This is a genomic window from Microbulbifer maximicatervae (SeqCode) (assembly GCF_052466985.1).
Genome location: NZ_CP174298.1, coordinates 4193677 through 4207580, shown reverse-complemented (window position 1 = coordinate 4207580; position 13904 = coordinate 4193677). Strand labels below are relative to the sequence as shown.

Annotated in this window: 11 protein-coding genes; 10 read left to right on the top strand and 1 reads right to left on the bottom strand. The window is 46.7% G+C overall.

Translation table 11 applies throughout. From position 1 onward, the window contains the following. Positions 1-30 precede the first annotated feature (30 nt). Positions 31-621 carry a cysteine hydrolase family protein gene (locus tag ACJJI3_RS18635; RefSeq protein ID WP_444940536.1) on the top strand — a complete coding sequence of 197 codons (591 nt, stop codon included), beginning with the start codon at positions 31-33 and terminating at the stop codon, positions 619-621. After that, positions 618-1538 carry a DMT family transporter gene (locus tag ACJJI3_RS18630; protein WP_444940535.1) on the top strand — a complete coding sequence of 307 codons (921 nt, stop codon included), beginning with the start codon at positions 618-620 and terminating at the stop codon, positions 1536-1538. The genes ACJJI3_RS18635 and ACJJI3_RS18630 overlap by 4 nt, the downstream gene beginning before the upstream one ends. A gap of 75 nt (positions 1539-1613) precedes the next feature. Here the strand turns inward: ACJJI3_RS18630 and ACJJI3_RS18625 are convergent, their stop codons facing one another. Next, positions 1614-2030, bottom strand: a complete 417-nt coding sequence (locus ACJJI3_RS18625) for a VOC family protein (RefSeq protein ID WP_444940534.1) — start codon at positions 2028-2030, stop codon at positions 1614-1616. A 504-nt stretch (positions 2031-2534) separates the two neighbouring features. Here ACJJI3_RS18625 and ACJJI3_RS18620 point away from each other — a divergent pair. The 8 genes from ACJJI3_RS18620 (at position 2535) to ACJJI3_RS18585 (ending at position 13850) form a co-directional block, all read left to right on the top strand. Beyond that, positions 2535-4142, top strand: coding sequence for an ABC-F family ATPase (locus ACJJI3_RS18620; protein WP_444940533.1), 1608 nt, complete (start codon positions 2535-2537; stop codon positions 4140-4142). A 748-nt stretch (positions 4143-4890) separates the two neighbouring features. Next, on the top strand, positions 4891-5676 hold the full coding sequence (locus tag ACJJI3_RS18615) for an outer membrane protein OmpK (RefSeq protein WP_444934390.1): 786 nt from the start codon (positions 4891-4893) through the stop codon (positions 5674-5676). 1 nt (position 5677) lies between these two features. Next, positions 5678-7039: an NCS2 family permease gene (locus ACJJI3_RS18610; RefSeq protein ID WP_444895840.1), complete on the top strand. Its 1362-nt coding sequence runs from the start codon at positions 5678-5680 to the stop codon at positions 7037-7039. A gap of 11 nt (positions 7040-7050) precedes the next feature. Further along, positions 7051-7614: a phosphoribosyltransferase gene (locus ACJJI3_RS18605; RefSeq protein ID WP_413663623.1), complete on the top strand. Its 564-nt coding sequence runs from the start codon at positions 7051-7053 to the stop codon at positions 7612-7614. A 234-nt stretch (positions 7615-7848) separates the two neighbouring features. Next, positions 7849-9189, top strand: a complete 1341-nt coding sequence (aptA, locus tag ACJJI3_RS18600) for an omega-aminotransferase AptA (protein WP_444940532.1) — start codon at positions 7849-7851, stop codon at positions 9187-9189. Positions 9190-9328: 139 nt separating this feature from the next. Then, positions 9329-12022 carry an aminopeptidase N gene (pepN, locus tag ACJJI3_RS18595; protein WP_444940531.1) on the top strand — a complete coding sequence of 898 codons (2694 nt, stop codon included), beginning with the start codon at positions 9329-9331 and terminating at the stop codon, positions 12020-12022. A gap of 275 nt (positions 12023-12297) precedes the next feature. Continuing rightward, positions 12298-12759, top strand: coding sequence for a GNAT family N-acetyltransferase (locus ACJJI3_RS18590; RefSeq protein WP_444940530.1), 462 nt, complete (start codon positions 12298-12300; stop codon positions 12757-12759). 44 nt (positions 12760-12803) lie between these two features. Then, positions 12804-13850: a Kelch repeat-containing protein gene (locus tag ACJJI3_RS18585; protein ID WP_444940529.1), complete on the top strand. Its 1047-nt coding sequence runs from the start codon at positions 12804-12806 to the stop codon at positions 13848-13850. Positions 13851-13904: the final 54 nt, after the last annotated feature.

Sequence of the window (13904 nt, the reverse complement as noted above, 5' to 3'; positions counted from 1 at the left end):
AGCCAATACTCGCCTCAATAGACTCTGGTCATGAAGACTGCAATCATTACCCTCGATTTTATCAACGATATTTGTCATCCAATGGGAAAAATATCAGCAGCGGCCCCAAGAGTCTATAAGAATAGAGTTATTGAGAACACCAATAAACTCCTTACGTGGGGAAGAGCACGACGTCATCTTATTTGCCATATCAGGGTCGCTTTTTCCACCGACTACAGGGAAGCTTCCTCTAACTCTCCTCTCTTCAGCTATATCAAAGATATAGGCGCCCTCCGTCAGAAAAGCTGGGGCACTGCTTTTGTTGATGAACTCAATATTACTGATAGCGATATATCTATTTATAAGAGGCGTGTCAGTGGCTTCTATGGGACCGAACTCCCAGTACTTATTACTAGCCACAATATAGAAAGGATTATTCTCTGTGGGGTATCAACACAAAATACAGTCGAACTGACGGCCAGGGAAGCTCACGATAGAGACTTTTCAGTATTCATTGCCTCAAATGCCTGTGAATCTGACACGGAAAACAATAAACAGAATAGCCTGAACTTCCTCGCAAAGATAGGCAGTGTAAAAACTGTCGATGAGATTATTGCTAGTGAAGGTGCTAGTAAATCATGAATACCCGCATTTCCAATAGAGAATTTGCCCTAAGTGTCATTACCGCAATTCTGGCGGCCAGCTGTATGTCGCTAACCGGGCTATTTGGTAAAGAACTAACTACTTTTAGCTCCTTATCCCTGGTGGTCTTTATTCGTTTCTTTGCCCCATTTTTACTCCTAACCTGGATTTGCCTCGTTGTTTTCGATGAAAACCCTGTAACTCATCGAATAGACATGATTGATGGTGCAAGGGCGTTATTCACTTGTCTCGCTCAGTATTGCCTGTTTTATTATTTGTCCAAAGGCTCTCTACTTGTCGCCGCCCTTCTATTTTCAACGTCAGGTTTATTTCTCCCTTTTATTACCCGGTTTGCCAAAAAGGATCCGATAAAAAAGAAGACATTAGCAGCCTGTATAATCAGCTTTATCGGCGTTGCTTTTATATTGAAGCCAACTGCTGGCTTTGATAGCTATATGATAGTGGGCCTGCTATCGGGCTTCTTTGGAGCTTGTTCACAGTTTGTAATGCACCACTCTTCAAAGAAGCAAAATACGACATCTTCAACCACCAAGATGTTCGGCCTATCCAGCCTCTATATGCTTGCTATTTTATTGATTGAAGGAAATCTTGGGGAGCTTACAAAAGTCGCGGTATCTCTATCGGACTCGGTAAGTTTTGTGATTGTGATTATTGCTTTTAGCCTGTCGACAATCAGCAATCAATCCTTACGCACTAAAGCCTATCGTCGGGTAAACAGACCTGCCAGCTTATCTCCCTATTTATATACAAGCCTGATTTTCTCCGGCATATTGGATTGGTTGGTCTATAACACACTCCCAACCTGGAATACTTATGCCGGCAGCTTACTGATAGTTATCGGAGGTATTATTCAGGCAATCAGAACTCAACCCCAGATTAAGGCATCGCATTCTTAGCAAGGATAAGGGAGGGCTAGGAATAGCCGGAGAAACCCAGCCCTGCAGATTCAACTATCTGCAGGGCCCAGACGATTACTTGAACATCAGTTCAGGATTAACCATCGTTTTCATTTCCAGAACGTTGCCATTTGGATCTTCGATAAAAAAGGTTTCCTGTTCATATTCATTGCCGACAAAGCGACGGTAAGGCTTGTCCAGGTATTCCAGCCCGGCAGCTTCGATACGGCCTTTTAGTGCCTGAAACTCATCTTCCGGCAGGTGAATGCCAAAATGAGGAACAGCCACTTCTCCCATATCCACCTTGTGGCGAACATTGGGGAGCTTCTCATCACTCTGGTGCAGGGTGAGTTCGTTACCCCAAAAGTCGATATCTACCCAGCGACCTTCTTCACTGTTGCCGGTCTTGCAGCCTAAGACATCGCAATAGAATTTCTTGGCGGTTTCCAGGTCCCCTGCCGGAATCGCAAGGTGCAAACAATTCGATTTCATATAGCCTCCATCCTTTGCTAGCTCCTCATAGAGATCAAAAATTGATTGACTGACATCTGCTAGTCATTAGCCCTTCAACCCTCCCCCCCCTGACAGCCTTAACATTTACTTTGCCGTCGGAGCCACCCAAAGGATACAAATAAGATCAAGTGATCCCGTTAATTATTTAAATAAAAGTGGCCGCTTTACGCGCTGGCAACTTATACCGGGAATATTCCTAATATTAGGGCCCATAGCTTTAGCTAAAGAGCCCGAACTCAGGGAGTATACAGATGCATATCATCGCACCCCACCCCGAAATGGAATATCCTCCTAGCCTAGGAGTATACTTTAACATATATATTTCAATCTCTAATATCGAACCCGTGGAGAAACTGCTTAGTTATTGAACGTACTCCTCGACACTTCAGCGCCAAATCCTTATAGTGCGGCCCCCACATCACGCCTCCTATTTTGGCGAAACTGGCTTACCAGAGCCCATTTGTAATCCTCAGGAATACGCTCTTGATCTCCACCGCGAATATCACCATGCAGTTTGGTGCCCAACCACTGTTTGAAAACATTTCTGTAAAGTTCGGCAATGGCAACCGATATGGCCTTATCGGGGCCAATGGATGTGGAAAGTCAACCTTTATGAAGATCTTGAGTGGTGCCTTGGCGCCCTCGGCCGGCAACGTATCCATTGAGCCTGGATGCACCTTGGGTACTTTGAGCCAAGACCAGTTTGCATTTGAAGAGTACACCGTCGTCGATGCGGTCATCATGGGAGATGTCCGCCTGTGGGAAATTAAACAGGAACGTGACCGTATATACTCGCTACCGGAAATGAGCGAAGAAGACGGCATGCGCGTAGCCGAGCTTGAAGTCCAATTTGCTGAGCTGGATGGCTATAGTGCAGAGAGCCGTGCGGGAGAAATCCTGCTTGAAGCTGGCATCGACGAATCCCTGCATTTTGGCCTGATGAAACAGGTAGCTCCCGGCTGGAAATTGCGTGTATTACTCGCCCAAGCGCTATTTGCCGACCCGGATATTTTATTGTTGGATGAGCCGACCAATAACCTGGACATCCACACCATCAAGTGGTTGGCAGATGTACTGAATCAACGCAAAAGCACCATGGTCATCATTTCCCACGATCGCCACTTCCTGAACTCTGTCTGCACCCATATGGCCGACATAGATTATGGTGAATTGCGGGTTTTCCCCGGCAATTATGAGGACTTTGTTGCGGCCTCCACGCTAATACAAGAACAACTTCACGCAGAGAATGCCAAGAAAAGTGCCGAACTGGACGAGCTACAGAGCTTTGTGAACCGCTTTTCTGCCAATGCATCCAAAGCCAAGCAAGCCAGCTCCCGCGCGAAGAAGATGGAAAAAATCAAGCTGGACGAAATCAAACCCTCCAGTCGGATCAGCCCTTATATTACGTTTAACCAGTGTAAAAAATTGCACCGCCAGGCGCTGACTCTTGAGGGGCTTACCCATGGTTTTGACAGTGAAACGCTATTTCAAGGTGGCGAAATGCTGCTGGAAGCCGGTGCGCGCCTGGCAATTATCGGTGAGAACGGCGTTGGTAAAACAACCTTCCTGCGCTGTCTTGTCAATGAGATCCAAGCAAACAGCGGAGTCGTCAAGTGGTCAGAAAATGCCGCTATCGGCTACTGCCCGCAAGACAGCAGTACAGATTTTGATGGTGACTTGACAATATTTGAGTGGATGTCCCAGTGGCGCACCCCCAAGCACGATGACCTGGCCGTGCGAGGTATTCTGGGCCGACTATTATTTACCGCAGATGATGCCAATAAAAAGGCAAAGGTCTGCTCTGGCGGCGAGAAAAATCGCCTGCTGTTTGGCAAGCTAATGATGATGGACACCAATGTGCTCATCATGGATGAGCCAACCAACCACTTGGACATGGAAGCCATCGAAGCCCTAAACAAGGCACTGGAGAAATATGAGGGCACACTTATTTTTGTGAGTCACGATCGTCAGTTTGTCTCATCCCTGGCAACCCGAGTTATTGAAATCAAAGACCAAGCACTGATCGATTTTCAAGGCACTTACGAGGAATACCTGGCGCACCAGTCAGGTACAGAACAGCAGGTAGCCTGACTCCAAACTCGAATCGGAAAAGGCATATTGGGGCGATAACAATACTCGCCCCAGGTCTCAAAAGCTGCAAAGTGTAACCAATCACCACCAGATAATACGGGGCTCGGTAGGCATTACCTGCGCCCCCCTAAAGTCGCCCCCCGCTACTGCAATCCATCCAGATTCCTTTCTGGGCCAATTTCCTACGAACTAGCAAAAAAAACCAAACAGCCAAATAATTTTTATACAGGTTAAAAGTCGATTTACTTTTCCCAACTATAACCATCGACCTGAGGCCGATGCCTGCCTATATAAGGAAGGCGCTCAGAAGATACATTTCAACCATCCTTGTTCTGCTACCAAGCGGATGACTTCAGTTAAACAACATCTATCGCGCCCCCTAAAAGCACCAAAAGTATTCATGTTGCCTGTGCAAGCACCACTGGGGAGCAGATGCCGACTTTCTGGACTATTTACCTAATTTGCCCCTGCAATATAGCGATTCCCTACTATCAAACCAATCAAGCAATACTTTTTTGCTACACCAACCCATCGCTAACCAACAAATGAGTATCTCGTTTTCCCCAAGCGTGTTTTTTTGGTGCAGAGTTACTTAAAAAGCTCGGAAAAAAGCGTAAATCCCGAGAAAAAACACTGGAAAACAGGGGTTAAGTTCTGGTACATTCCGCGACTATTTTTTAACCAACTGCCGATTTTCTCATCGGCCGCCAGTGCGAAATTCGCCTGTCGCTGTAACAGAGGTAATAGAATGAAACCAACCAAGCCCCTGCTACTGCTGGCCTCTAGCCTGTTGTCCGTAGCTGCCCAAGCTGAGATGACCTGGAGTGACAACAGCCTGAGCCTCCTTTACGGCCGCGATTACGAGGTTAACTACAGCCTCAACACGGATGACTCTGAAAGATCCGTAGTAACTTTCGAGCACGCCAGTGGCCACAGCTGGGGTGACCTCTTTATTTTTGCCGACTACCTGGACTCGGAAGATGGCTCCAATGAGCTGTATAGTGAGATCTCTCCCCGCCTGAGCTTAGGCAAGCTCAGCGGCAGTGAGCTGGCTTTCGGACCGGTTACCGATGTGCTTGTCGCCACAACTGTGGAGATAGGCAATATGGATGACCCGGATCACCTGACGGCCACAGGCCCCCACTTCACCAATTACCTGACAGGTGTGGGCTTTGATCTCGCGGTTCCCGGTTTCTCCTTTGTACAGGCGAATGTTTACCACCGCGATAACGATGACAAGGCCAGCAACGAGCAGCTGACCCTGGTTTGGGCCATGCCTTTTACCCTGGGTGATGCCAGCTTTGTCTACGACGGATTTATCGATTGGACCAGTGCTTCTGAAGATTCACATCCGAGCACTAACTTTACCTCCCAGCTGAAATGGGATGCCGGCGCCACCTGGGGTGAACCCAAGACCCTGTACGCGGGTATTGAGTACGTACACTGGAACGACAAGTTCGGAATCAAAGATGGCACTTATGGTGTCGATTCCAACGAGCGCAACGTTAACCTGCTAGTAAAGTACCACTTCTGATATGAAACCCACTGATATCCAAACATCGGCGACCCCAGGGTCCGACATCCCGCAGGTGGGAGGCAATGCCTCATTCCTGGAGAAGTTGTTCAAGCTCTCAGAGCGCCAGACGAATGTTCGCCGGGAAGTGATTGCCGGCGTTACCACATTCCTGACGATGGCCTACATCATCTTTGTGAACCCCAATATCCTGGCTGCAGCGGGTATGGATAAGGGCGCTGTGTTTATGGCGACCTGCCTTGCAGCCGCTATTGGCTGCCTGATTATGGGGCTCTACGCCAACTACCCCATCGCATTGGCGCCAGGTATGGGCCTCAATGCCTTCTTCGCCTACGTTGTCGTCGGTGAAATGGGCTACAGCTGGCAAGTAGCCCTGGGGGCGGTGTTTATATCAGGGGTAATCTTCCTGCTGCTCAGTATCTTCAAGCTGCGAGAGTGGATTATCGATAGTATTCCTCTCTCCTTGCGACAATCCCTAGCAGCGGGTATTGGCCTGTTCCTGGCGATCATTGCCCTGAAGAGTGCCGGTATCGTTGTGGCCAGCCCCGCAACGCTGGTAACCCTGGGCGACCTCAAGTCAATTGAGGCGATCCTGGCAGCACTGGGCTTCTTTATTATTGTGGCCCTGTCCTATCGCCGTATGCTGGGCTCAGTGATGATCGGTATCCTTGCGGTAACCGTCATCGCCCTGGCAATTGGTAAGGTAGAGTTCACCGGTCTGATATCCGCGCCTCCCAGCCTGGCACCGACTTACCTGGAGCTGGATATCGCTGGCGCCTTCGAAGTAGGCATGATCAGCGTGATCTTTGCCTTCCTGTTTGTCGACCTGTTCGACACCGCAGGCACCCTGTTAAGCGTTTCTGATCGCGCCAAACTGCTGGATAAAGATGGCAAGTTGCCTGGAATGGGCAAGGCCCTGATGGCCGACAGCTCCGCATCTGTCGTTGGTTCTGTGTTGGGCTCCTCCACTACTACCTGTTATGTAGAGAGTACCGCGGGAATTACCGCCGGTGGTCGCACAGGCCTGACCGCTGTGGTTTGCGCCGGGCTATTCCTGTTGGCGACCTTCTTCTCGCCCCTAATCGGTATGATTCCGGCCTATGCAACCGCAGGTGCTCTGCTGTATGTTGGCGTCCTGATGACTTCCGGTATGTCATCTATTGATTGGGATGACATTACCGAGGCCGCACCGGCAGTAATCGCCGCAGTGATGATGCCTTTATCGTTCTCGATCGCGCACGGAATCGCCCTGGGCTTTATTTCCTACGCAGTTATTAAAACGCTGAGCGGACGTAGCAAAGACGTCAGCATCAGTGTCTACGTGTTAGCGGCACTCTTTGTTGCCAAGTTTGCCTTTTTCTGAGGGGTACATTGATGAAAAAGCACTTTATTAGCGCACAGCAGCTCCTGATAGACTCTTATGCTCTCGCCGAGCAAATCTATAAGGACGGCTTTCGCCCAAACTATATTGTCGGTGTTTGGCGCGGTGGCGCTCCTGTGGGCATCGCTGTACAAGAGCTGCTGCACGTGATGGGAGTGGATGCAGACCATATCGCTATCCGCACTTCCTCCTATCTCGGTATCGGTGAGCGCGATAAGAAAGTGCGCGTGCATGGCCTGAACTACCTGATCAAGCGCCTGGAGTCCCACGACTCCCTGTTGATCGTGGACGATGTGCACGACTCTGGCCTGAGTATTGAGCAAACTATCGAAGACCTGCGCGCTGCCTGTAAGAAGAACACGCCGGAGATTCGTATCGCGACCCCTTACTACAAGCCGAAGAACAACAAGGCCAAGCGCGAGCCGGATTACTTTATCCACAAGACCGAAGAGTGGTTGGTATTCCCCCACGAGATCGACGGTCTGTCCCGGCAGGAGATTCTGGAGAACAAACCAGAGCTCGCCCCCTATGTGGACAGAATCGCCACTGCTGTTTAATCAGCAATATTACCGGGGGCTAATGCCCCCGGTTCTCTTTCTCCTCTCATCTCCCTCTCTCCTTTAGGCCATTCCGGCAAACCCTCCCCCGGCACTCAACCCCTGCCATAGGCAATACTTCAATACTCTATTAATAAATCCCACTTATGAAACTAAAGTTAGTGAGAATCAATTTATAAAGTAGAAAAGTTGGTCCAAAATTAATGCGATAAGGCCAAATGTCGGAAAATAAAAATGAACGACAAATCAGCGGGACTTAGTAAATCGCAGCTCGATGCTTACTGGATGCCTTTTACCGGGAATCGCCAATTCAAAAGAGATCCCCGTATTATTACCTCAGCCAGCGGCTGCTATTACCGTAGTGCTGATGGCCGCCCCATTTTCGATGGTCTCTCTGGCTTGTGGACCTGTGGTGCCGGACACAACCGTCCGGAGATTATTGACTCCATTACCCGGCAAGCAGCCCTTCTGGATTACGCCCCCGCTTTCCAATATGGCCACCCGGGAGCCTTCCAACTAGCGGAGCGTGTCAGCCAGATGATGCCCATGGGGCTCAATCGTATTTTCTTTACAAACTCCGGCTCTGAATCCGCAGAAACCTCTCTAAAAATAGCTAGAGCCTACTGGCAGAAGATGGGTGCTCCAGGGAAAACAAAATTCATCGGACGCGTGAAAGGCTATCACGGAGTTAATTTTGGCGGTCTTAGTGTGGGCGGTATTAGTGCTAATCGAGCAATCTTTGGCTCATCTTTAGATTCTGACCACCTTCGCCACACCCTTTTACCCCACAACCGCTTTGCTAAAGGACAGCCTGAACAGGGAAGTTTCCTGGCAGACGAGTTGCTGGAACTTATCAAACTGCACGGTTCTGAAAACATTGCCGCTGTTATTGTCGAGCCCGTAGCGGGGTCTGCGGGAGTATTGCCCCCACCAAAAGGCTATCTCCATCGCCTTAGGGAAATATGTACTCAATACGACATATTGTTGATATTTGATGAAGTCATTACCGCTTTCGGACGCATGGGGAAAGCCACCGGAGCAGAGTTTTTTGGAGTGACCCCGGATATGCTCAATACAGCCAAACAGCTTACAAATGGCGCTGTTCCCATGGGCGCTGTGGCTGTGCGTCAAGATATCTACGAGATATTCATGGAAAATGGAGGACCTCAATACCAACTGGAGCTTCCCCACGGCTATACCTACTCTGGGCACCCACTAGCCTGCGCAGCGGCATTGGCGACACTGGATATTTTAAAGAAAGAAAATTTATTTGAGCGATCTGCGGAGCTTGCCCATATCCTGGAAGACCATATCCATCAACTCAATGGATTACCGTTAATAGAAGATATTCGTAATTGTGGACTTGCCGCAGGCCTAACAATCGAACCAGCTCCGGATGAGCCATTACTCAGGCCTTACTTAATTGCTATGAAGATGTGGGAAAAAGGCTTTTATATTCGCTACGGCGGCGACACATTGCAAATCGGCGTACCATTTATAGCACAGGCAGAGGAGATTGACGGAGTTATCAACGCATTAGCGGAATCAATTACTGAGATCGCAAACGGCCAGTAGCCAGAACCTATTCCTTCTCACTCTGTATAAAAGATTCCCCCTACTGATACGGAAAATTTATATCGCCGCCTAGCTATCTTTAATGATACAAAGTAAATCGCAAATAGTAATTCAATAACTCTATATTAAAAATAGCGCCATGAACAAATATATTCGCCTTACAAATGTATTACTAAAGTACAAAGTGGTTATAGCGATTCTATGTGGTATTTTATTAAGTTCCTGTGAGCAAAGAACTACTAAGCAAGAAATAAGCTCACCAGCAAAGAAAATTTCATCTCCTATTAGAACCACAGCCCCAGGACTTTCAGAATCTTATGCTGACATTCGTCGTCAGCAAATTGCTGAAGTGGACTATCGGCTGAGCATCAATCTGGATAGTCAAGCTAAGAACTTCTCCGGAATTGTGCACGCAGATATCAATTTTAGAAAAATACTTGAACAGCCGCTCACTATCGATTTTTCCGGTGGTGCGGTTGATTCAATCCAGGTCGATGGAAGATCTGTTCCATTTGAGTACAACAACTACTTTATTTCTATTGATTATCAAAATCTACCAGAAAAATCCCACACGATTACGGTGAATTATCAACACCCGTACTCTAACAATGGCTCAGGATTACATCGCTTTAAAGACCCCAAAGACGAAAAGGTCTATTTATATACGGACTTTGAACCTTATGATGCCAATCGCCTATTCCCACATTTTGACCAACCCAATTTGAAAGCACGTTACACCCTGGATGTAAAAGCTCCAAAAGACTGGGTAGTAGTTAGCGCGGAAAGAGAGGAGAGAGTAGAAGAGAAAAGAAAGTCAAACCACTGGTTTTTTCCACAAACCAAGAAATTTTCATCTTACATATTTTCTTTACATGCAGGTCCTTACCACATCTGGGAAGACAAGGTAGGAGATATCCCCCTTCGCTTAATGGCAAGACAGAGCCTGGCAAATTACGTAAAAACAGAAGACTGGTTTACCTTCACCAAACAATCCTTTGAGTTCTTTCAGCCCTACTTTGAAATTGATTATCCATTTAAAAAATATGATCAAATACTAGTACCTGATTTTAACGCGGGCGCTATGGAAAATGTTGGGGCTGTAACATTTAACGATTCTTACATATCCCGAGGAAAAAAGACCCAAGCCCAGCGGATGCGCCTCGCCAATGTTATTGCCCATGAGCTGGCCCATCAATGGTTTGGTAATTTGGTCACCATGAATTGGTGGGATGACCTTTGGCTCAATGAGAGTTTTGCCACTTACATGGCCAATCTGGCTCTAGCCGAAAATAGCGAATTCACTACCGCTTGGGAGAACTATTATTTAGGCGCCAAGCAATGGGCTTACCACACTGATCAACGCCCCACTACCCACGCTATTCAACTACCAGTCAACAATACTGACGAAGCCTTTGCCAATTTTGATGGAATTACTTATGGCAAAGGCGGCTCAATACTCAAGCAATTGCCCTACTATTTGGGCAAAGAAGAATTTCGCAAAGGCGTCAGTAATTACTTAAAGGCTTTGTCTTATGACAATTCAACCCTCAATGACTTTATCAACCACCTGGGCAAAGCTGCGGATAAAGATCTTAATTCCTGGCAGCAACAGTGGCTTTACCAGGCCGGCCTCAACACAATTGAAGCCAGCTTCCAGTGCGATGATGACCAAATCAATCATCTGGTAATTCAGCAAACAACACCAGAGGAATATCCGATATTAAGGGAACAGCGCACACAGCTGGGGTTTTACCAAATGAAAGCTGGAAGTATGAAACGGGTTGCAACCCTTCCAGTGCTTTATAGTGGTGCCAGAACCGAAGTAAAAGAAGCCGTGGGGCTACCCTGCCCAGAGGGGCTATACCCCAATGAAGAAGATTGGGCCTATGTGAAGGTAAATCTGGATGAAGTTACCATCAAGAATATGGCTCAGCATATCAATGATATTGAAGAACCGTTTGCACGACTAATGTTCTGGCAAAGTCTATTTGATAGCACCTATGACGCAAAGCTCCCTCTGGATGAGTATATTAGTTTTATAGTGAATAATGGCGCCGACGAAAAGGACATCAATATTATTCGTTTGAATGCCAGATATATTGAATTCACTTACGATTTTCTGACTCAAATCCCCCTAAGCACAAAGCGCCGTAACGAACTTACTCAGACCGTTGAGAGCTTTGTCTGGGGTCAACTACTAGAGGCGGCTGAAGGTAGTGATCAACAAAAAGTCTGGTTTGGTGTTTTTACCAATATCGCCCACTCCACTCCAGCATTAAGTCATGCTAGAGACCTATTAATGGGAGAGTTTGCCATTAAAGGACTGGAACTCGATCCTGATATGCGCTGGAAACTTATCAAGTTGCAGAATCGTTATCTGTTCTCAGATTATGAGCAGGCAATCACAAGAGAATTGGAAAAAGATAACTCCGACAGATCTAAACTCAACGCACTATCTGCTGAAGTTATTCGCCCCCAACCCGAAAACAAATCAAAGTGGGTAGCTAACCTTATATCTAATCGAGACAAATTCAAGTTAAGCGAAATTCGAAAAATTACAGAGTCCCTTTTTGCACCAGAGCAAATAGAGCTATTTAACATCCACGGTCAACCGATTTTTGATTCACTGGCTCAGGTCAATGAAGATGAATCTCAGGAATTGCTTACTGCTTATGCTTACGCCTTACCGCTAATGTGCTCTAGAGAAAATGTAAATGAGATTACTAAGTCACTAAAAGAAAAACCACAACTTAAGCCCATATTGGTAAAAGCACTAAAAAATAATCGCTACTCCGGTGAACGCTGTATCAATATCGGGAAGCGATTACTCTAAATCTTCTTTAAACTAGCTATTAATGTTGAACTAAGGGCAATATCCAGCCCTTAGTTTCCCTTACCAGGCTTTTGGCTGGGTATTACGCGTAATAAAACGGTGCAAAAAATATATATTTTATCTCTATGCCCCCTAATAAAGCATATCTATTGCACCAGCCAAATTATACTTATCCTTCTCTAAAAATCTTGCTACAGTGACATTTCAAAGCCTAAAAGTTTAACGGGCGTTCCTATTTAAACCATTGTTTTAAAAAGAAAGACAATCAAATAAAGATGTATATATCAGTACAATTAGACGACCTGTCCGACGGTTCCATTAACAATCTTCTTGAAGCTCATCTACGGGAAATGTACCGACATTCCCCACCTGGGAGCGTTCACGCACTAAATCCTGATGAGTTAAATGACGCCATGATTACCTTTTGGGGGGCAAGAATTGATGGAGTTTTGGCCGGATGTGGTGCACTAAAAGAGATCGACCCTAATTTGGGTGAAATAAAATCCATGAAAACTCATCCTCTGTTCCTGCGCAAAGGCGTTGCCCGCGCCTTGATAGAAAGAATATTGGAGGAGGCAAAGCAGCGTAAATATAAAGAGATAAAGCTGGAGACAGGCCGCGCTGAAGCTTTTGCTCCCGCAATCGCTCTCTATCGCCGTTATGGATTTGACGATTGCGACCCTTTCAGTCACTATAAAAATGACCCTTTTAGCCTATTTTTAGGTAAAAAATTATAATTAATAGGTATTCTTTATCAGTCAGTGTGAGAGTGTTTGTTACTATGACGCTATCCAGAAGATCCTTTATTAAATATTCCAGCTTAGCTTCCCTTACTTTTGGTGGAGTCAATCTAACCGCTAAAGAGGCTATTTCCAGTCTATCTATATCAAGTCTTCCCAGCCTGGAAATGCCTTTACAGGAGATTTACCCCGCAGTCTTTTCTGGCGAGATCTATGTAGCAGGGGGATTTATCCCATCGGATACTGCAGTTTTCTTCGGTCTCTCTCCAACTAAACAAACACATATCTTTTCTCCGCGGGAACAAAACTGGAGGCCAGGGCCCAATTTACCTGAGTCAAGACATCACCTTGGCATGGCCAGCAATTCCAACAGCCTATATGGCATAGGTGGATTTTTTGGCGATTCTGATAGCGCTTGGCAAGCCCGAAATACCGTTTATAAACTTTCCAGCGAATATAAGCATTGGATAGAAACCAGCCCTCTCCCCCGGCCCTTGGCTGAATCTATTTACACCAACATTGGGGAGAACATCCATGTCATTGGCGGTAGGGCCCCCGACGAACAGTCTAAAAATAGAGATACCAATTCTCATTATGTGCTTACAAGAGGGGATCATTGGGAGCAAGCAGCGCCAGCCAGTATCAAGCGAACCTCCGCAGGTGGGGCAAACTTAAATAACAGAATATATGTTGTTGGTGGCCGCCAGGTTAGCGACAATAGTAGCAAGGCCAGGAATCTAACTTATGCCGAAGTTTATGACCCCAGCCTGGATAAATGGGAAAAGATCCGCCCCCTACCCCAGGCTGCTGCCGGGCTCACAGCAACCCCATTAAATAATAAATTAATAGTTGCCGGCGGTGAGGCATTTGGCCCCAATGGCAACTGGAAGACCGGTACTGCATTTAACAATATTTGGATTTACGATCCAGTCACAGATGATTGGAACAATCAGGGTCATTTGCCCCAGGCACGACACGGTCACGGAGCAGTAGTTATCGGTAATACCCTTTACATATTAGGTGGAGCAAAAAAAGTGGGGCCGCAAGAAACTCTCGCTTCTTTAGTACAAGTAAGATTGAAAGACTGAAGAGTAGACCCATACACAACAAAATTCTCTATTAATTATAAAAATATAGTAAAA